General features: G+C 40.2%; 17 protein-coding genes. 11 read left to right on the forward strand and 6 right to left on the reverse strand.

Annotated elements, in window-relative coordinates:
• Positions 1 to 37: 37 nt before the first annotated feature.
• Together RMZ42_RS07400 and RMZ42_RS07405 are read left to right on the forward strand one after the other, a co-directional pair.
• Positions 38 to 178 (forward strand): hypothetical protein, encoded by a 141-nt coding sequence (locus tag RMZ42_RS07400; RefSeq protein WP_322670801.1) that lies wholly within the window; start codon positions 38 to 40, stop codon positions 176 to 178.
• A gap of 94 nt (positions 179 to 272) precedes the next feature.
• A complete protein-coding gene (locus RMZ42_RS07405; protein ID WP_322670802.1) occupies positions 273 to 1,130 on the forward strand; it encodes a sulfurtransferase in 858 nt (285 codons plus the stop codon).
• A 40-nt stretch (positions 1,131 to 1,170) separates the two neighbouring features.
• On the opposite strand, the gene RMZ42_RS07410 is transcribed toward RMZ42_RS07405, so the two are convergent.
• Both RMZ42_RS07410 and hpf read right to left on the reverse strand, forming a co-directional pair.
• The gene (locus tag RMZ42_RS07410) at positions 1,171 to 1,362 is read right to left on the reverse strand and encodes a hypothetical protein (protein ID WP_292860261.1); all 192 of its coding nucleotides are present in this window, start codon (positions 1,360 to 1,362) and stop codon (positions 1,171 to 1,173) included.
• A 646-nt stretch (positions 1,363 to 2,008) separates the two neighbouring features.
• Positions 2,009 to 2,656, reverse strand: coding sequence for a ribosome hibernation-promoting factor, HPF/YfiA family (gene hpf / locus RMZ42_RS07415; RefSeq protein ID WP_322670803.1), 648 nt, complete (start codon positions 2,654 to 2,656; stop codon positions 2,009 to 2,011).
• Positions 2,657 to 3,276: 620 nt separating this feature from the next.
• Between hpf and lipB the strand changes: the two genes are divergently transcribed.
• On the forward strand, positions 3,277 to 3,969 hold the full coding sequence (gene lipB / locus RMZ42_RS07420) for a lipoyl(octanoyl) transferase LipB (protein WP_322670804.1): 693 nt from the start codon (positions 3,277 to 3,279) through the stop codon (positions 3,967 to 3,969).
• A gap of 257 nt (positions 3,970 to 4,226) precedes the next feature.
• Positions 4,227 to 4,427: a hypothetical protein gene (locus tag RMZ42_RS07425; RefSeq protein WP_322670805.1), complete on the forward strand. Its 201-nt coding sequence runs from the start codon at positions 4,227 to 4,229 to the stop codon at positions 4,425 to 4,427.
• A gap of 175 nt (positions 4,428 to 4,602) precedes the next feature.
• Here RMZ42_RS07425 and RMZ42_RS07430 read toward each other — a convergent pair whose 3' ends face one another.
• Entirely contained in the window at positions 4,603 to 5,367 is a 765-nt protein-coding gene (locus tag RMZ42_RS07430) for an amino acid ABC transporter ATP-binding protein (RefSeq protein WP_322670806.1), read from the reverse strand.
• A 76-nt stretch (positions 5,368 to 5,443) separates the two neighbouring features.
• Here RMZ42_RS07430 and RMZ42_RS07435 point away from each other — a divergent pair, with 76 nt between their 5' ends.
• The 4 genes from RMZ42_RS07435 (at position 5,444) to RMZ42_RS07450 (ending at position 10,404) form a co-directional block, all read left to right on the forward strand.
• Positions 5,444 to 6,943 (forward strand): ABC transporter permease subunit, encoded by a 1,500-nt coding sequence (locus RMZ42_RS07435; protein ID WP_322670807.1) that lies wholly within the window; start codon positions 5,444 to 5,446, stop codon positions 6,941 to 6,943.
• A gap of 472 nt (positions 6,944 to 7,415) precedes the next feature.
• Positions 7,416 to 8,939, forward strand: a complete 1,524-nt coding sequence (locus RMZ42_RS07440) for a SulP family inorganic anion transporter (protein ID WP_322670808.1) — start codon at positions 7,416 to 7,418, stop codon at positions 8,937 to 8,939.
• A gap of 150 nt (positions 8,940 to 9,089) precedes the next feature.
• Positions 9,090 to 9,725, forward strand: a complete 636-nt coding sequence (locus RMZ42_RS07445) for a restriction endonuclease subunit R (RefSeq protein ID WP_322670809.1) — start codon at positions 9,090 to 9,092, stop codon at positions 9,723 to 9,725.
• A gap of 55 nt (positions 9,726 to 9,780) precedes the next feature.
• Positions 9,781 to 10,404, forward strand: a complete 624-nt coding sequence (locus RMZ42_RS07450) for a Uma2 family endonuclease (RefSeq protein ID WP_322670810.1) — start codon at positions 9,781 to 9,783, stop codon at positions 10,402 to 10,404.
• A gap of 160 nt (positions 10,405 to 10,564) precedes the next feature.
• Here the strand turns inward: RMZ42_RS07450 and RMZ42_RS07455 are convergent, their stop codons facing one another.
• Both RMZ42_RS07455 and RMZ42_RS07460 read right to left on the reverse strand, forming a co-directional pair.
• Positions 10,565 to 11,608 carry a glycerate kinase gene (locus RMZ42_RS07455; protein ID WP_322670811.1) on the reverse strand — a complete coding sequence of 348 codons (1,044 nt, stop codon included), beginning with the start codon at positions 11,606 to 11,608 and terminating at the stop codon, positions 10,565 to 10,567.
• Between the two features lie 15 nt (positions 11,609 to 11,623).
• Positions 11,624 to 11,956, reverse strand: a complete 333-nt coding sequence (locus RMZ42_RS07460) for a DUF565 domain-containing protein (protein ID WP_322670812.1) — start codon at positions 11,954 to 11,956, stop codon at positions 11,624 to 11,626.
• Positions 11,957 to 12,682: 726 nt separating this feature from the next.
• On the opposite strand from RMZ42_RS07460, the gene RMZ42_RS07465 reads away from it, so the two are divergent.
• Together RMZ42_RS07465 and RMZ42_RS07470 are read left to right on the forward strand one after the other, a co-directional pair.
• Positions 12,683 to 13,321: a hypothetical protein gene (locus RMZ42_RS07465; RefSeq protein ID WP_322670813.1), complete on the forward strand. Its 639-nt coding sequence runs from the start codon at positions 12,683 to 12,685 to the stop codon at positions 13,319 to 13,321.
• A 268-nt stretch (positions 13,322 to 13,589) separates the two neighbouring features.
• The gene (locus RMZ42_RS07470; RefSeq protein WP_322670814.1) at positions 13,590 to 15,536 is read left to right on the forward strand and encodes a glycosyltransferase family 39 protein; all 1,947 of its coding nucleotides are present in this window, start codon (positions 13,590 to 13,592) and stop codon (positions 15,534 to 15,536) included.
• Positions 15,537 to 15,636: 100 nt separating this feature from the next.
• Here RMZ42_RS07470 and RMZ42_RS07475 read toward each other — a convergent pair whose 3' ends face one another.
• Positions 15,637 to 18,972, reverse strand: coding sequence for an ATP-binding protein (locus tag RMZ42_RS07475; protein ID WP_416211800.1), 3,336 nt, complete (start codon positions 18,970 to 18,972; stop codon positions 15,637 to 15,639).
• A gap of 562 nt (positions 18,973 to 19,534) precedes the next feature.
• Here RMZ42_RS07475 and RMZ42_RS07480 point away from each other — a divergent pair.
• Positions 19,535 to 20,116: a KaiA family protein gene (locus RMZ42_RS07480; protein ID WP_322670815.1), complete on the forward strand. Its 582-nt coding sequence runs from the start codon at positions 19,535 to 19,537 to the stop codon at positions 20,114 to 20,116.
• Positions 20,117 to 20,134 lie beyond the last annotated feature (18 nt).

Here is a 20,134-nt window from a genome sequence, read left to right on the forward strand (position 1 = left end):
CAAAATTTTTCTTGGCACAAATGAAGCTGAGTTTGCAATGTTAGTTAGCGATCGCTACCAATATCACGGTTTAGAAACTGAACTACTTAGAAGGTTGCTGCAAGTAGGGCGTAATGAACATTTAACGCTAATTGTGGACATTGTGACTGAAAATTATGCAATGCAAGTTCTCTCGTAACATTCAACATTTATTCTTCTGTAATTTGCACTTCAAAATGCAAATCTACCAAAGGCGATAATGCCTAATGGTACAATAACAGAAGCATGAAAGCGTGAATAAAAAACTCCTCATTTCTCCTCAAGAAGTCACGTCACTGTTAGCAGAAAAATCATCACAGACTGTGATTATCGATACGCGAACTCAAGAAGATTATGATATTTCTCATATTTATCAAGCCATAAATATTAGAGATTTTTTCACCTATCTTTTAGAGAATTCCTCCCCAGCAGGATTGAAGGAATTGCAAGAGTTTTTTGCAAAAATCATGAGCCGGGTAGGAATATCTGGTGCAGAACATTTAATTGTTTATGAAGATGCTTTAAATAAAGGTTATGGTCAATCTTGTCGAGCAGCTTTCTTACTGAAATATTTGGGTTGCGCTCAAGTATCTATTTTACATAGAGGATATAAAGCATGGCTCAAGGCAGGATTACCTACTACCGATGAAGTACCGAAGCGTGAAAGCAGCATATTTAGATTGCATCCCAATGCTGACATAATGGTGACTACCACAGAGATGTTGCAAGCAATTGAGAATCCAGCAATTATTAAATTAGATGTGCGCGATCGCAACGAATGGCTTGGGTTGAGTTCTTCTCCTTACCATCCTGATTTTTGTCCCCGCAAAGGTAGAATCCCTAACTCTGTATGGTTAGAATGGCATCATCTGATGAATTCTGAATCAGAAATCCCTACGTTCCGATCGCCAGATGAAATCCGAGAAATTTGTCAGTCAGTAGGTATTACTTCAAAGTCAATTGTGTACATTTACTGCTTTAAGGGTTCAAGGGCTGCGAATACATTAATAGCCCTTGAAGAGGCAGGAATTTCTGCTAGAAATTATTTTGGCTCTTGGAATGAATGGTCTCGTGATTTTTCACTCCCAATTGATAGCAGAGTTATGCAATAAGGGTATAAACTTGACTCCTGAATTTTGAATTATTCTTCAATCAGACATCAACATTTATCTGTTCTATTTGTCTCGCGGCTTTATCCCAAAGCTTTGCTGAAGTCTCATCTTGCCAATGAGTTCTCAGATTTTCCGCTTTTTTGTGACATATTCGTTCTAACATTTCTAATATTGCGGATAATGTCAGTTGATTAATTAATGATTCTAAAATCTCCATATATTCTTTTTGCATGATATTTACCTCCTTAATGTCATTCAATATATGCCAACAAAACCCACTTGCTCTTAACCTTTTCATTAAGATTGGTTGCAAAATGGTACTAATATTCTGTCAGCTTATATATGCAGTTTAACCTATTCTGAATACTCAATTTTTAAAATTTATTTTTAATAGATGAAAAAACTGTTTAATTGAAATATTTGCTCACAACTTTCTCAAATTTTGTATCTAACTTAAAAATAGGGTTGGATAAATAAAAAGTATGAGTTGTCATGTGATGGGCTATATTCTACCGGTGGCGGAGCTTCTTTGGCTTTGCTCCTGACTCCTGAATTATGTTCGATAAAAAATTCCTTCGGTACTATGGATGCAAAGTGAAGCAGATGTGGCTATGTTTTGCGCAGTACAACACAAAAGTCTGATGTCTACTTCCAAGCTAGAGAAACTGTCAATCTTTACTATCTAGCTTGTGCAGACATCATCTAGAAAGTTATGGATAAGTTTGCTATTTTAAAGTGAAAATCTTTTCTAAATATCTGAAAACTTGGCAAAAGTTTGCGAAATGATGAAATGGACATTGGAAGAGGCAGAGGTAGAGAGGGGAAAGACCTACTGCAATTTCTCCCCTGCTCACCTCATCTCCACTATTCCCCAGTGCCTATTTACTAGAATGCGACTTTTCCGGCATGACTATATTAGTATGGCTTGCCTTGCCATTTTTGCCGTTTGTCTGTCCGTTACCATTGCGGGGATGGATGACACCATAACCGCCGTGGTTACGTTCGTAAATTACATTAATCTCTCCAGTTTCAGAATTATGGAACATATAAAAGTCGTGTCCCACGAGTTGCAGTTGTTCTAGAGCTTCTGTAACAGTCATCGGCGGCATAGAAAAATATTTGGTGCGGACGACTTCGTTGGGCAATTCGGCGGTGCGATCGCCAATTAAATCTGTTACTATCGACTCTGGAATAACCACTTCTGTTGGTTGAGCATGAGTTTTGTGGTCTTGACGCCGTTCTTTATATTTCCGCAGTTGACGCGCAATTTTATCTGCAACTAAGTCAATGCTGGCATATAGGCTCTCGCTGCTTTCCTCGGCACGAATAACGCTACCATTAGCATAAATAGTTACTTCAGCCGCTTGTCTTGGATTAATTCGGGGATTCCGGGCGACGCTAAGATGCACATCTACTTCATTTGTAATGCTTTGAAAGTGACTAACTGCTTTTTCAATTTTTTGATGTACATACTCACGAATCGCATCGGTGATTTCAATATTTTTGCCGTGGATGACAAGCTTCATGTAATACTCTCCCGCTGAATATTTTAGATGTGTGAATTTGCTTTGTATGAAAAGAAATTGCGGTAAGGTTTATTACTCCCGCCAAAACAAATTGTGAACTATATTGTATCTACTGCTGTTAAGCTATCTCTCAGGTTGCTGCATCTAAGGAATTGTCAAGTATACCCTTGATTTACCTCCTCATCTCTGCGCTGATGTCTTATTGTATATCCAATTAGCACTCAAGAGTTGAGAAAATCTAATTGTAGCTCCTATGACTACCTTTTCCTTTAAAGGAATGCTTACAGAACTGTTGATATTTGCTCCTTCTGTGTTGGATTGAGGTTTGCTTGCTGTTGTTCAAGAATACAAGGTTCTGTGGAAGTTTGATTCTGTTTGAAATGCAAACAATGATATTAAAGTCATCAGCCAGTACATTCTTCCTTATTGTCTTGGCATAATGCTTATTGCAGAGAATTCCTCCTAAAACCTATTGAGGTTAATATTCAAGCTAGCACTTTGTTTTTTCTAATGCATCTTCCCTTGACTTTCCTTTAAAATCCTTTGCAAAGCTTGACAATTTTTGATTCTCATTAGGTAACTTGAAATATATTTAGTTCTTTATACGGTTGAATTTTGGGATGATCCATAGTACTAGATCGCAAAAAAACATTTGCTTGCTGTATAATCAAGGATTAATGCCTTACTTAGAAGCTCATGGATGGCAGCGATCGCTTCTAAGCGATCGCATTCATGACCCAAGTCTAGATGACGTGTTAATTTTGCTAGAACATCCACCTGTCTACACTTTGGGACAAGGAAGCAACTCAGACTTTCTCAAATTTGATATTGACAAAGGTCAGTATGATGTGCATCGAGTTGAACGAGGCGGCGAAGTTACTTACCATTGTCCCGGTCAACTGGTGGGCTATGCAATTTTAAATCTGCAACGTTATCGGAAAGACCTCCATTGGTACTTACGCCAACTCGAAGAAGTAATAATTCGCGTATTGGCAATTTATGGATTGCAAGGAGAAAGAATTCCGGCTTTTACTGGCGTTTGGTTGCAAGGGCGAAAAGTTGCGGCTATTGGTATTAAAGTCAGCCGTTGGATTACTATGCACGGCTTTGCGTTAAATGTTTGTCCAGACATGACAGGCTTTGAGCGCATTGTACCCTGTGGTATTTCTGACAAACCTGTAGGCAGTTTAGCCGAATGGATTCCAGGTATCACCTGCCAAGAAGTGCGTTTTTACATAGCACAATCTTTTGCAGAAGTTTTTGGCGTGGAATTAGTAGAATCTCAGCCTCAAGGGTTTTTCCTATCTGAGTAAATTCCGCTTGTAATATGTAATAAATACTATAGCAGTCCTATTTAAATTATGAGACACTTATGACAGTATAGTAGTCCTAAATCATTTGTGAAATATTTTTGGAGTTGGCTGTCATTGGTCATTGGTCATTGGTGATTAAAAAAAGGACAAATGATTTAAAATTTTGAATTGGTATAACTGCGATTGTCAAAGCTAGAATCCGATTATTTATAAACTTTTATACTAACTTTTTACGACACTCAAGCACAACTTTGCGCGTGAATTACTCAAATAATCTCCAGCTATATGCCCCATCGATAACATCTCTCAGAGAACGTGATTGGACAGCTTTGATAGAACTATTTGATAGAGACGACGGTGATGAAATTGAAGCCGACATCAGCGGTAGTTTATTTTGGTTAATACCTGAACCTTGTTGGGAAGACGATCCCTTTGATTTTTTGCGTGAGTACCTTTAAAGAGTAGACCTCTTGCAAAAATATATTTTTGCAAAATAGGGAAAAGGGTAAAGGTTAAAGGGAAAGGATTTTGAGTTTCTTTACCCTTTTCCCCTTCGCCTTTACCCCGATAAATGCCAAGAAGTCTAGTGATGAGTGAGGAGTTTAAAAGAAGTTTTTAATTACGAATTACAAATTACGAATTACGAATTATTTGAAGGCGACTTAGGAAAATACGTAGGCGATCGCTTTGGGGATTGGTTAGCACTTCATAGGCTGGGCCTTGTTCTGTGACAATACCTTTATCTAAAAATATCACTTGATGGGCTACTTCTTTGGCAAATTGCATTTCATGGGTGACAACTACCATTGTCATCCCTTCTGTGGCTAATTGTTGCATCACTTGCAGAACTTCACCGACGAGTTCGGGATCTAGGGCGCTGGTGGGTTCGTCAAATAGCATGATTTGGGGATTCATACATAAACTACGAGCGATCGCTACTCGTTGCTTTTGTCCGCCAGAAAGTTGTTCGGGATAAGCAGAGGCTTTGTCAGATAAGCCAACTTTTTCTAAATATAATCTCGCTAGTTGCGCGCTTTCTTTTGGTGTTTTACCCAAGACTTTACGCGGTGCGAGTGTCATATTTTCTAAGACGCTGAGATGGGGAAACAGGTTGAACTGTTGAAAAACCATGCCTACTTGTGTTCGTAGTTGCCGCAGTTGGCTATAGTTGACAGTGGGCCGGGATAAGTTAATTCCATTAATGATTAAACGCCCGTTGTCTATGGTTTCTAGGCGGTTGAAACAGCGTAGTAGGGTACTTTTACCACAGCCGGAGGAACCGATAACTGCAACAACTTCTCCCCGGTTGATTTCGCCGGTGATTCCTTTGAGGACTTTTAGGGAACCAAAGTTTTTTTCGATATTCTCAAAAATAATCGCAGGGATGGTATTATCCATTACTTGTGTCAAGCTGCTCTACAGTTGATTGTAATATTTTAAGAAATCGCAAAGGCACAGAAGGAGAGAAAATAATATGGCTAAAGTTGGTTTTATGCGTTGGCTGTATTTATGTGTCTTCGTAGGTTTTAGTTGTTTATTACTGATTAGCTGTGCTGTGAACTCTAGCGCGGGGAAAACTTTGCGGGTTGCTACAGAACCGGCGTTTCCACCTTTTGAGTTTCAAGGAAAAGGTGGCGAGTTGCAGGGGTTTTCCATTGATTTGATGAATGCGATTGCTTCTTCTCCTAACTTTAAAGTGAATTTTCAAAGTCTGCCTTTTGATGGCATTATCCCCGCTTTGCAAGCTAAAACCGTAGATGCGGCTATTAGTTCGATTACGATTACTGAGGAGAGGGCAAAAACGGTTTCTTTTTCCCGTCCTTATTTTAAGGCTGGGTTAGCGATCGCAATTCGCGCAGACAATCAAAATATTACTGGTTTTGACAGTCTCAAAAATAAAAAAATTGCAGTACAAATTGGCACAACCGGGGCTGCAAAGGCTAAAAGTATTCCTGGGGTACAAATTCGCAGTTTTGATTCTGCACCCGTAGCTTTGCAAGAATTGCTCAACAGTAATGTAGATGCGGTAATTAATGATGCACCTGTAACTTTATATGCAATTAATACAGGCAATCTTCAGGGAATTAAAGTAGTACAGAAATTGCTGACGGAAGAGTTTTATGGAATTGCTACAGCTAAAAACTCGCCAAATTTGACATTGATAAATGATGGCTTGGATAGAGTGCTGAAAAATGGCACTTACTCTCAAATTTACCAGAAATGGTTTAAAGTTGAACCACCATCACTACCAGCTAAATCACCATTTGAGAATCAAACTAACGCTGGCGCATCTAAAATATTAACTTCAATTAGGGTGATTTTGCAGGCTTTTCCAAGTCTATTGCAGGGTGCATTGGTAACGTTGCAATTAACAATACTTTCGGTAGTATTTGGTTTAATTGGCGGTTGCTTAATTGGTATTGTTCGCCTTTCTCATATTGCACCTGTGCGTTGGTTGGCGAGGGCGTATGTAGATTTTTTTCGAGGAACGCCTTTGCTGGTGCAAATTTTTATGATTTACTTTGGTTTACCAGCAATTTTACAAGAACTTGGTTGGACATTTTCTTTCGATCGTCTAACTGCTGGGGTAATTGCCTTAAGTTTGAATAGCGCTGCATACATTGCCGAAGTTGTTCGTGCTGGAATTCAATCAATTGAACCAGGACAAGCAGAAGCAGCAAAATCATTAGGTTTGAGTTCTGTGCAAACTATGAGTTATGTAATTTTTCCCCAAGCTTTCCAGCGGATGATTCCACCTTTGGGCAATGAGTTTATCAGTTTATTGAAAGATACTAGCTTAGTTTCTGTGATTGGGTTTGAAGAATTACTACGTAAAGGACAGCTAATTGTTGCTGATAACTATCGCGCTTTTGAAATTTACGCAGGTGTAGCAGTGGTTTATTTATGTTTGACGCTACTTTCTTCCCAAGCATTTAGCCGATTAGAAGCTTGGATGAATCCCATCAAGCGCTAAGAGACTTTCAAAAATAATTTCTCAAAATCCAGAGAATGATAATCAATATACTTGTAAAGCTGATTTTTGGGATAGGTAGCAGTTGGAGTTAAAATCCTTAAGAGAAAATCAAACTTAATAAAATGTGTTCTAATATACCTTTTTTTCAGGTAATTCTAATCCATTGTTTAATTTAACTTAATACTTTGCTACAAATCCAATAAAAAAGTTATGTAACATCAATCAGATAACAGTATTGTTATCATGGACTTGTAATCATTAAGAAATGTAAATAGTAACTATAACCGTAAGTCAATTTAACCTAATGATTTTGTGCTTGCTATTTCAGGGCTGAGTATGCCAGTACAATTTTGTTGCAATTAAAACTCAGTGAATAGGTTTGAACTATTCAATGCAAGTCTAGTTTCGGCTGCATTGTAACAGTTCACCTTGGCAGCCAAAAATTAAAAACTTTTCATTAGAGGAGAAGCAAATGAGAAATTTGAAAGCAATCATAGACAAATCCTCATTGACTAGTGAAGTATCGGCATCATTTGTGGTGTTTCTTGTCGCCCTTCCTCTTTGCATGGGTATTGCGATCGCTTCGGGACTTCCGCCATCTCGCGGCATAGTTACAGGAATAGTAGGCGGAATTATTGTTGGTGCGGTTTCCGGTTCACCTTTGCTAGTTAGTGGCCCGGCTGCTGGACTGGCGGTGGTTGTTGCAGAAGTAGTTCAACAATATGGCATTGAAATGGTTGGGCCAATTCTGCTGCTAGCGGGTTTAATCCAATTACTCGCTGGTATATTTAAACTTGGTCAGTTGTTTCGCGCCATGTCACCGGCTGTCATCTATGGAATGCTTGCAGGTATTGGGATATTAATCTTCGCTTCCCAATTTCATGTGATGTTAGACGACCAACCGCGTATACACGGCATTGAGAATTTAATTTCGATTCCCAACACGATTTACAAAGCTTTCTTTTCTATTGATGGTAGCGTTCATCACCTTGCAGCACTCATAGGTGTAACAACTATTATCAGTCTTCTGCTGTGGGAAAAATTTAAACCCAATAGTTTAAAGTTGATACCTGGCGCGCTTGTCGGCGTTGTCATTGCCACTTTCATAGCTACAGTGTATAGATTCCCGATTCAGTATGTTGATGTACCTGGAAATCTGGCACAAGCAATTCAATTACCAACATTTGCCAGCTTACCACGCTTAATTCAGGCACCAGTTTTGCTAGATGCGATCGCGATCGCATTCATTGCTAGTACAGAAAGTTTGCTTTCAGCCGTAGCAGTAGATCGATTGCATACCGGGACAAGAACCGATTTCGATCGCGAATTAACAGCCCAAGGAATTGGCAACGTTATATGTGGGTTCTTGGGTGCTTTGCCGATGACAGGAGTGATAGCCCGCAGTTCTGTAAACGTAGAAGCTGGTGCTAAAACTAGATTATCAACAATGCTTCACGGTTTATGGCTGTTAATTTTAGTAATTGCAGCCCCAACCTTGCTCAAAATAATTCCCATTTCTAGTTTGGCAGCAATTCTAGTTGTTACTGGTTACAAACTAATCGAAGTAGAACATATTCGCCAGTTAAAAAAGTATGGACGTTTTCCTCTGGTGATATTTTTTGCCACTTTAATAGGGATTGTTGTTACTGACCTAATCACAGGTGTTTTAATTGGTATTCTGTTGACAGGGATGTTATTAATTCATAAAATGTCGGTGCTGAATATCCAAGTTATTAAACACGAAGATAATCAGCGAATAGACATTTATTTACAAGGTGCGGCAACATTTGTGAGGCTACCAAAATTAGCGAATATTTTAGAACTTGTGCCTCCAGGAAGTGAATTGCATGTTTATATGCAAGACTTGGCTTATATAGATCACTCTTGTCTAGACTTATTATCAGTGTGGGGAAAACAACAGGAAAAAATGGGAAGCACTTTAACTATGCAATGGGATCGTCTGATAGATCGTAATCGCAAACCATTTACTCTGTAGAATTCCAGCTAGATTGAATTTGCTTCACGGTAGGGTATCACAGCTGTGTTACCCTACCAATTGTTTGTATTCTATGTAATCAACCAGGGGTTAAAATAGATTTTATATAGAGAATTTGGATTGAGTTGCACCTGAATTAACCAAAAATATATGACAATTCTCAACGCTCGTAATTTATCTTTAGAAGAAGTTCAGCGTCTGTTTGGCTTTCAAGAACAGTACAGTGACTCATTTTCTAACTACTTATCTTTGGAACCTCTCCTCGAAGTTGAACAACAAGAACTTCTGCAAATTAGAAATGACTTTCGACGCTACCTGACAGCCGGTAAAGTTTCTGAAGGTCAGGTAAAGTTTCTTGCAGTTGCGCCTTTACTAAGATTAGCTGGTTTTTATCGCTATCCGATCGAGATTGTTTTGGAAGAGAATATTGCTGATATTGAAGTTGAAGATGAAGATATAAAAATTAAAGGAAGGTTTGATATCTTAGCTGTTAATAAAGCTAAAACTACAAAACCTCAAACATATTTTTGGGTACTGTTGATTGAATCTAAAAACTGTCAAGTTGATATATCAACAGGTTTGTCTCAGCTACTTACTTATGCTTATAAAAATTTAGAGAATCAAAAATCAGTTTGGGGATTAACGACTAATGGTAGAAGTTATCAGTTTGTCTATCTCGAACAAGGAAATCCCCCTATTTATTATCTGTTACCAGAATTAAATTTAATGGAAAGAGAACGTTCAAGTCAGTTACTACAAGTTTTAAAAGCAATTTGTCAACTTTAAAAGCATTGATGATTAAAACAACATATAAGCCAAGGTAAAAATTAAGGTAAAATTTATGATTCCAGCCATACCCAAACTAGTAAGCTTTGAAGATTTTGCAGCTTGGCGTCCTGAAGGCGGAAGATACGAATTACATAATGGTGCAATTGTTGAAATGCCTCAACCAACTGGCGAACATGAAGATGTTGTTGGTTTTATCGCTAGAAAACTAACTGTAGAATTTGATCGATTAAATTTACCTTATATAATTCCCAAAACTGTGCTGATAAAACCTGTTAATTTGGTTTCTGCTTATTCCCCAGATGTGTTGATATTAAATCGTCTTAATTTAGTAAATGAGCCGCTATGGAAAAAAGAATCAACTGTATCATATCCGGCATCAATTCCTTTGGTAGTTGAGGTAGTTAGTACCAATTGGGATGATGACTATTACACAAAACAAGGTAAGTATGAAGGTATTGGAATTCCTGAATATTGGGTTGTAGATTATCTCGGTTTAGGCGCTAAAAAGTTCACTGGCAACCCCAAACAGCCTACTATGTCTATTTATCAATTAATCGATGGTGAATACCAAGTTACTCAATTTAGAGGTACAGATCGCATCGTCTCGCCTACTTTCCCAGAATTGAATTTAACCGCCGAACAGATTTTTCAAGCTGGAGATATCCCAAGTTGTTAAATTTATCGAGAAAGCTTTTTATAAGTTATCTAATTACGAATTACGAATTACGAATTACGAATTAGTATGAGACTAGCTTGGGATGAATGGCAAGCAAGGGATAAATCATGCTTTAAGCAAATTATAATGTTTTTAGCTGATTTGCTTGAGAACTAACGCCCTAAGTGCGATCGCCATACACTTGACCAAAGCTACGATCGGGATGAATCTCAATCACCATATCAACCACTGTTGCATCTCTTAACAACGGCGTGATGAATAATTCCGGGTGCAGCGATCGCCAAAAATAATTGACAAATTGCTCTATCTGTGCATTGCTCATACCCGATTTACCCGCAGCAATCATTTGTTGTTCTGCCTGTTTGCGCCACTCCAAAGAACACCGATAATCGATGGGATACAGCACAATTAAACTGTCCAATCGCTCCCACAGTGGTAAATAATCGTGGAGGCGAAGATTCATCTCACGGGCAAATGCTCTATCTTCATCTGTGACAATTGGCGGTGGCGCAGTATCAAATAAATCAGGATTGATTGGTCGCACACCCACAAACCAACCCTCAAATAGTACAATATCTACATCCGCCACCATTTCTGGATTAGTGCGATCGCCAGCACCTCCAAAAGCAGATTTATCAAAGCGGGGAAGCATCACCGGGCTTTGCAACTCACGGATTTGATCTAGTACATTTAAGCCTAAGTCTATATCGTGAGTTCCTGGTGGGCCGCGCCAAATTAAGCGGGGATCTTGCTGTGTCAAAAGCAAGCGATCGCTGTAAGTTTTATACAAGTCATCCAAAGATAAACTCACAGTCCTGTATCCCAAATGAGCTAGAATCAAAATGAGAATTTTGGACATTGTAGTTTTACCAGTGCCTTGTCCTCCCAATATTCCTTGAATCAGGGGGTGTCCCAACTGTTGGCGCTGCGATGCTAGTTTGATCCCCAAAGGTAGCCACAAGTCCCACAATACCTGTAACATTTCCTGGGGTTGTACTTGGAGAGTCGCTTGACAGAATTCGCTAAAAGCTGGAAAGACAGATTTTAGTAAATGCGATCGCCTTTCGATCATTTCATCAACATTTTCCGGCGCGATCCCAAAAGCTTTAGCCCTTAACCGATCTGCCAGTGCTGCTTCTCTTGCTTCCTGCTTCCAAGTTTCCCCCAGCCCATTGGTTGCCAAAACACTCAGCCACAAATTCATAAATTCTCCATCTGACTACGATCCCAGCTTAAAAGCTTCGAGAAACAGGCTGTAGATGAAACCAACTTTCAGGAGATTTAGTGAGTCTATCAAGAGCGATCGCCGATCCAAAAAGCTGCGACTATAAAATATTCTGCTGGTAATTTCCGTTAACAGTACTAAAAAACCAGCTGCTACAATGTCTAACTCTGCCCGTTGTCCAGCTGTAGTGGAAACTGCGTTTCCCAGAAAAAAACCGAACAAAAAACTAATTATCAGCAACGATAGTCGTCGCCAAGGATTTAAAAACCATTGCCCAAAACGCGTAGCAATGCCATCGAACAAGTTATTGAGACGAGTGTTTTGCATCAAAGGGACTTTTGGGAAAAGTCAAGATATCTTTAAATATATCTATATTAATGTAAGAAGGATATTGGTTTTAGCATCAGCTTGTTTGTTATTATTGTAGATATCTACTGGAATTGCAGTGTTTATTCAAATTTGACTATTCTATCATCTTCTTCAGAAATACAGTTTCTTAGAGGATGTTTGGAAACAATAAATATTTAGTTTGCTCCTCACGAGCAAGCCTTAAAAAATGGGAAAATGATTCAAAATTCCCCTTTTTTAAGGAAGCTAGTTCGTTAAGCGCGTTTGCTGACTTGTATTCATGTATGAAAGTAAGCTCCTCGTAGGGTCTCCCAACAGGAGAATAAACTTGCGTAGATTTAGAAAGGAGGATCTTTAAGCACTGACGTTTAGCAAAGGACGCCTTGTTGAGGCTGCTAACGGTTTCAGGAAACTTTTATTTTTTTTATAGAAATGAATTGGTTTAATAGGTATAAAATTATCTTGTTTTTATCCATACTTACGGTCAAAAACCAAAGTAATGGATGTCTGGATCTCTTGTTTTTCAAACATCAAAGAGATTATATCCTTCAAATATTTTCTAATCAAAATGATATTTATCATACATTCCTCTTCCTAATTTGAGGAAAGTCTATATTCGGCTATTTTGTGTGATTGCCTTTTGGGATAATAGGCTACTATTTGGTCAAGCCTAGACAAAATATTTATTTCTAAATAACTATCAATATGAAATCTTCAGTGTATCGTAACGTCGGTATTACAGCTTTGTGCTTGGGACTGCTTGTTGCTCTGGTGGGATGCTTTGGACTGAGCGTATCCTTTGAGTCCACCAACCCAGATACAAACCCAGATACATCTTCACAACTGCCAACAGAAACTCAAGAGTGGCATACAACTTCGGTTGTACCTGAAAAAAGTCTTTCCACTAGCTTATCTACTCCAGTACCTACCCCAACCAATCGAGTAGAACATAGCAATAAAGAGAATACTTACCCTGTCTTGGCAAAGCGTGATAAATCAACAAGCATTGCCAAGGATCGAGGTACTTTGCGAATGAGCAATCAAACTAATCAGCCTGTGCGGCTGGTTCTACTGGCACGAGAGTCAGTAGCAAAAGGAGCTAGTAAAAAACAAACTCACTACGATGTACCGGCACATTGGGATTTTGCTCCCGAAGAAGGTAGTGAGAAGGGACTGGTTCTATCCCTACCTCAGAATAATTTAAAGCTGGAAAAGGGAGATGTTTTAGTTGCTTTTGCACAAGATGGTTCCCGTCGTTACTGGGGCCCTTATATTATTGGCGAAACTCAATTACCTAAGTGGAATTCCCAAAATAGAGAATGGCAACTTGTGCTGAGTCAATAGACTTATTGCAGAAGTGCTTTTTGCACTCTTGGGGGAAAAGGTTTTGGTTAAAGGGGAAGGGGATAATACAGAACCTTTTCCCCTTACCCTTTTCCCACAATGCCAAGAAGTCTAATAAATATGCTCAAACCTTTATTTTTACATCCTTACCCTACAGTTGGTAAAGTGTTAAGTAATGGATAGAGGAAAATTGTTGAATTAAAAACTCTGAAGAACAAAAGATAGATAACCAACGACTATTGATTAGTGATTGTTGACTATTGACTAAATGAGAATGAAATTGAGTGTTAAGCACACTGTTGATCGGTGGTTCAACAAAATAGCAAAAAATCCAGCCTTGAGTCTAACTGTGTCGATTTTGTGGTTGATAGTGGTTGGTTGGGTGGCTTTTGGGTGGAATTTGGGCAACACTGGCTTAATTGATGAGACAGAGCCGCTCTTTGCCGAAGCTTCCCGCCAGATGTACGTTACAGGTGATTGGATTACGCCATTTTTCAATGGTGACACTCGTTTCGATAAACCTGCTTTAATTTACTGGTGTCAGGCGATCGCATATCATCTGATTGGCGTGAATGAATGGGCAGTACGCCTTCCTTCTGCGATCGCCGCATTCGGCTTAGTTTGTTTAGCTTTTTACACCATCCAGTGGTATCTGGCTAAACAAGACGAATTAGAGCAAGTTTCACGTCCTACTCGTCGCTACTTAACATCTTTTATCGCAGCCGCGTTGATGGCACTCAATCCCGAAACTATTATTTGGGCGAGAACGGGTGTCTCTGATATGCTGCTCACCGGATGTATGGCATCGGCTTTGTTATGTTTCTTTCTAGGGTACGCAGGGAAGGAAGGGACTGGGGACTGGGGACTGGGGACTAGGAAACTGGGAACAGAGGGCAGTGGACTGAGGAGTGAAGAGAAATTTTCCCAATCCCCAATCCCTAATCCCCAATCCCTATTCCCCAATAAGTGGTACTTAGCTTTTTATGTGTTGATTGCTGGTGCAATTTTGACCAAAGGGCCAGTGGGAATTGTTTTGCCGGGGCTAATTGTTGCCGCCTTTTTGCTTTACGTGGGTAAAGTGCGAGAGGTGTTGCGGGAAATGCACCTTCTTGTAGGTATACTGATAATTCTCGCTTTGTCAGTGCCCTGGTATGCTTTAGTAATTTGGCGCAATGGTTGGAATTACATTAACTCCTTTTTTGGTTATCACAACCTGGAACGCTTTACAGAAGTAGTTAATGGTCACTCAGCACCTTGGTATTTTTACTTTTTAGTCGTGCTGTTGGGTTTTGCACCATACTCAGTGTATTTACCAGCTTCTATAATCAAACTAAAGTTTTGGCAGCGATCGCATTGGCGATCTGTTGAACGTTTTCAGCAATTTGGTTTATTTGCCTGGTTCTGGTTTGCTAGCATCTTTAGCTTTTTTTGCATTGCTGTTACCAAACTCCCTAGCTACGTATTACCTTTAATGCCAGCAGCAGCAATCCTGGTAGCCCTGCTGTGGAGCGACCTTTTTTCAGATACAGAGACACGGCAAACAATTCCTTCCCCCTCTCCCACTTTGCCCATCTCCGCGTCTTTGCTGCGAATAAGTGGTTGGGTGAATGTAGTATTTTTATCAATTCTGGCAACAGCACTGCTCAACATAACCCAGATACTAGGTACCGATCCAGCTATAAGTAACTTCCACGAACTAATTCAAAAATCTGGTTTACCAGTAATCGCGGGTATAATTTGGCTAGTTTCTGCTGTTTTGGTCGCGGGTTTATTATTGAGTCGCCGCTGGAACTACATTATCAGTATTAATTTAATCGCGTTTGTGGCGTTTGTAATTTTTGTCTTAACGCCTGCTTCGTTTTTTATCGATCGGGAACGTCAATTACCCTTAAGGGAATTGTCTGCGGTCATTCTAGAAGCAAAACAACCAAACGAAGAATTGATCATGCTTGGCTTCAAAAAGCCTAGTGTGGTATTTTACAGCCACATCCACGTAAATTATTTAAAATTTCCCCAAGAGGCTGTAGAGCATATTAAAAACCAGGCTGCTAAAGGACTAAAACCTTCCTCAGTGCTACTGTTAGCCGAACAGAAAAAGTTTTTACAAATGGACTTACAGCCAGATGATTACAAGAATTTATCAACCAAGGGTGCTTATAACTTGGTTCGAGTTCCTTTTAAGAAAATGAAGAATCAAAAAATAGATATATCATAATTAGTCATTAGTCATTAGTCATTAGTCCTTAGTTATTGGTTATTCACAAAGGACGAAGGACAAATGACTAATGACAAAAAACCAACGATCAATAACCCCATTAACATTTGCTATTGTAACCATTGACAGCTAAAGCTTGATTGATTTGGCTTAATAGGTCTTCCATTGATATCGATCGCGGTAATATTTGGGTAGCGATCGCACCAACAACAGTTTCTATCGATTCCACACTATTTTTCTTCTGCTTGTCAATTTCCCGATCGGCTACCCCATCCTGGAAACTGGTTTGTGAGCGATTTAATCGCTGATTTAGTACCAAAATTGGTGGCAACTTTAAAGGCGAATTTCCTAATGTTTTCAGTGCTTTGAGCACATCTTTGTGGATAGAGGTTTCTCCTAAACAAATTAGCAATAAGTCAACGCTTTCGTGGCGAATCTGTTGCAATACTTCTGCCCAACAAGGACTCATTGCGGCTTTGAAGCCTGCTGTTTGCAGGTATTGAATTAAAGCTTGGAACCATTCAGATCCCCGTTCAGCAGTTTCACTACTAATTGAGCAATTTTTTTCTGTCCGATAACCCTTAGCTGGCTTACGTCTTATCTGGGGGAAATCCCGCAGCATTGTTAAATCCACTACTAAGATGTTGGGAGGGCAGCAAATACCAGAAGCAATTTCTAGTACTGATAGTAAAGCATCTGTTTTCTCGGTGCGACTGCTGTTGTCTTTCGCAAATGGTGTTAAGTAAGGAAATACAGATAGCCCTGGTATTTTAGAAGCGATTAAAGTAGTTGCGACATCGCAAGTAACCAGTGGTATCGCTGCTAAACGTGGATGTCCAATTAGTTGTTGCAAATAAATTTGCGCAGTGGTACTTTCGACATCTAACAAAATCACATCAAACTGCCATACCCGCGCCAAAAGTTCTGCCTGATCTAGATCATCTACTTCAATCACTCGGTGTTCTCGAAGTGAGGGGTGGGGATTGACCGATTCTAACTGGGGATTCACCAACCTGAGAATTCGCAGTGGGGTTTTAGTTGGGATAATTGCACTATTATTTGACCCTATCTGCGGCATTACTTGTACAGTACATAATTTTTCGAGAACCGGTGCTAAGACCTGATGCTCTACTGGCAAACTTAAGAAACCATCGGCTCGGTTAGCAAATGCTTGCTCTTTTTCGGCTCCCGTCGCGGTCACAATTACAGATATATGACGGGTTGCAGCGTCAGATTTTAGTAAAGTCAGTACATCCCAACCTGATAGCAGGGGTAGCAACGGATTTAAAAATATCGCTATTGGTTGCAAGCGCCGCGCTTTTTCGACTGCTTCTGTCCCCGATCGCGCAATCACTACCCGATATCCTAAACCTTTGAGTTGTTCGGTCAAGTCTTCAATATATCGAGCTACTGCTTCGACTACCAAGACCAACCGTTGCGAACTCGCAAGATGATGCTGTATGGGCGTACTAACTTGCTGACGAGCGGCGGCGAGATTTTCCCGTGTCGGTTGATATCGTGTCTCCTCGGCTTCTCTGATTCCCATATCTGGTTCCGAAAAGCCTGTTTTCGGGGGACTGGGTGGCAGAAGTAGGGTAAACTGGCTACCTTTACCTTCACGCGATAAGAAGCTGACATCTCCTCCGTGGAGGCGAGCCAAGGCGCGAGTTAATACTAGCCCCAAACCAGTGCCTTCAAATTGCCGGGTGAGGGGGTTTTCTAGTTGTTGGAATTTTTGAAAGATTAAGTGTTGCTGGTGTTCGGGAATACCAATTCCTGTATCCCAAACTGTAAAGGCAATCCATCCTTCCCAACGACTTACCCGCAGCCCAATTTCGCCAGATATTTCGGTGAATTTAAAAGCGTTGGAAAGTAGGTGTACTAGCATCTGGCGTAAGCGCAATTCGTCTGCCACCATCTGATCTAAACCTAGTTCAATGGAAAGACAGAATTGAGGAGCAGATGAACGGGCATTTGCAGGTGGCGGGGCAGATGTCGCTTTGGTGGTTTGAGTGTGGATAGCTTTGGCTTCCGATAGGGCGCGATCGCACACAGCCTGAATTTTCACCGGAGTCAGCGTCAAATCCATTTGTCCCGTCTCCATCCGGGTCAAATCTAAAATGTCATTCACCACACTCATCAGGTGGCGTCCGCTTTGATGAATCAGTCCGGCATAACGGGCTTGACGCTCGTTAAGTTCTCCTAACTGCTGATCCACTAGCAAGCGCGATAATCCCAAAACGGCAGTTAGGGGAGTTTTGAGTTCATGACTAATACAAGCTAAAAACTCGTCTTTTAACCGATTTAGTTGAATTAAATCGGCATTCTTCGCTGCTAGTTCTTTACAAAGTTGCTGCTGTTCAGTGACATCAGTAGCTAAAACCAACCACAAATCAGTGCTGAGTGCAATTTCCTTTTCAGCACTCATAACTTTAAATTCAGGATTATCTAAGGGAATTTTGGCAAACTGCCAGATTCGCTCTTGACCATTTTGCATTTCGACAACGCAGGTACAAGTACCCACTTGACTATCTAAATAGCATCGGCTGTATGCAGCATCACCTGATGCTTCTTGCTGAATCAGTTCTTCTTCATCAGTATGCTCATTCTCCCTACCATTGGGATGAACCTTGATTGCTGGTTGGGTGGCATATTCTGCTATTTCGGAGCGTTTAGGGGCAAGTATTGCCTCCACCTGTTGCCTAACCCCTTCTGGATCTTTTAAGGTTCCTAATTGCTGCCACCAGGCGGGATTTCGCGCTACCACCTCGCCAGTACCCGTTTGCAACATCAAAGGCCAAGGCAGTCTTTCTAGCAAGTGTACTAATGGCTGATGTCCTAATGACTTGGGTTCGTTTGGCCGACCATCATATTCATGGCGATGTTCGCTAGACTTTTGTAAGCCAGCCATACGTTCCTGAGCTAGCGATCGCAACAGGCGCGAACTATCTAGCAGCCCCAAATATCGACCCTCGGAGTCAATCAGCGCCCAATCTAAGTTTTGGGCTTTTTCGACTTGTGAATCGCACCAGCGCAAGCTTAATCGCTCTACACGCTCCGAAGCTGATATTGTCTGTATTGGCTCAATTAGACCTTGACCCCAGGTAGAGAGCGATTGGTGTAAATTTAGATTTTTATCGTCACTTTGGGCTAATAATTTTGGGATTAAACGGGCAGAATACAGCAATCCGATGGGGCATTGCTGTTGATTCACTACTACCAAGCGATCGCACTGTTCTTGCTCAAAAATCTCCAACACCACTGCCAGAGAACTTGTTTGGGGGCAGCTAGGTACGGTTGCCTGAAAGTTATAAAGCGGGTAATCTAGCATTAACATAGGGATTTGGGGGTCATTCTTCCTGTGGAACCCTCCGGCATTTCCATCTGCCAGTTGATGGTCTTTTCGCCTGAAGTCGTATCCTCTAAGAAGACTCATATAAGCAACTCTGGTTATTTCAACGCCATTAAAACAACGGGATTTCCCCTAACGGACACGGGAATTGCAAACGAGTGCATTTTTCCAAGAGGCGACGTTTCTAATTTTTAGCAACTAGCCAGCCTCCCCAGTGTCTTACTGGTATTTAAACTCCTCATCGATAGCGACGGCTAAGACAATTATGGCCCCAAAGATTCGCTTTAGAACCTTGAGGAATTATAATGATTTGGAATGCGACAATCCTTTAAGTTCGTTTAAGTATCTTATCAAGGAGCAAAATAAAAAAATCTATCTATTTATATACATAAGTATGTAAATCATGAGTTAATTACTGTGTCTTGCAATGCCGACGGATACCTCATCATCAAAGACCTACTAAGTTCTATCAGTTAGTTGCTCCACTAGAATGTTGAGTGCCTAGCACTATCTGCTCGCCTAGAGCGTTATTTTGGGGTTAAATCAGCACTTTACTGCACACGCAGTATTCCCCTACAAGCGTTAGCCAAACTTATCAGCCCGCGTTTCTTGGTCAGGGCGATCGAGGAGATATATTCAAGAATAGATGTTATTACCGATCTTGATTCTGCTATCTAATATTAACAAATGCTTAAATAATCCAGTTGACTTAGCCAACCAAAAAGGTTTGAGTAAGTGGCTGTGGCAATTGATAGACGCAATTATTGCTCAATTTTGCTACTTACCTGTTGCTGTAACAAGCTCTGGAACAATCAACTATTTACCAAATTGGCTGCTACTAAATCCAAGTAAGGCATACACTCTTCAGTACGTTTATGTATTTGCCAGTCAGATGCAAAAAAGCCAGCAGTATTTTCAGGAGATGACTCCGGCAGAAAGAGAAGGATTATTAAGACAGCTTAAAATAGATTATAGCCTAATTCTTATAGATTATTTTACTACAGACAAAACCCTCAAAGATAAAATTGATAAATTTATCAATACTATATTTTATGCTAATATTCCTGTGCCCCAAATAATCGAAATTCACATGGAGATAATTGAAGAATTTTCTAACCAGCTAAAATTAGAAGGTAGGAGCAATGAAACTTTACTTGATTACCGCCTAACGTTAATAGATATCTTGGCTCACCTGTGCGAAGTCTATAGGAGTTCGATTTCTAGATAAAATAAATGAAATTTATTG

This window comes from Nostoc sp. DedQUE05 (assembly GCF_034530955.1).
Taxonomy (GTDB): Bacteria; Cyanobacteriota; Cyanobacteriia; order Cyanobacteriales; family Nostocaceae; genus Nostoc.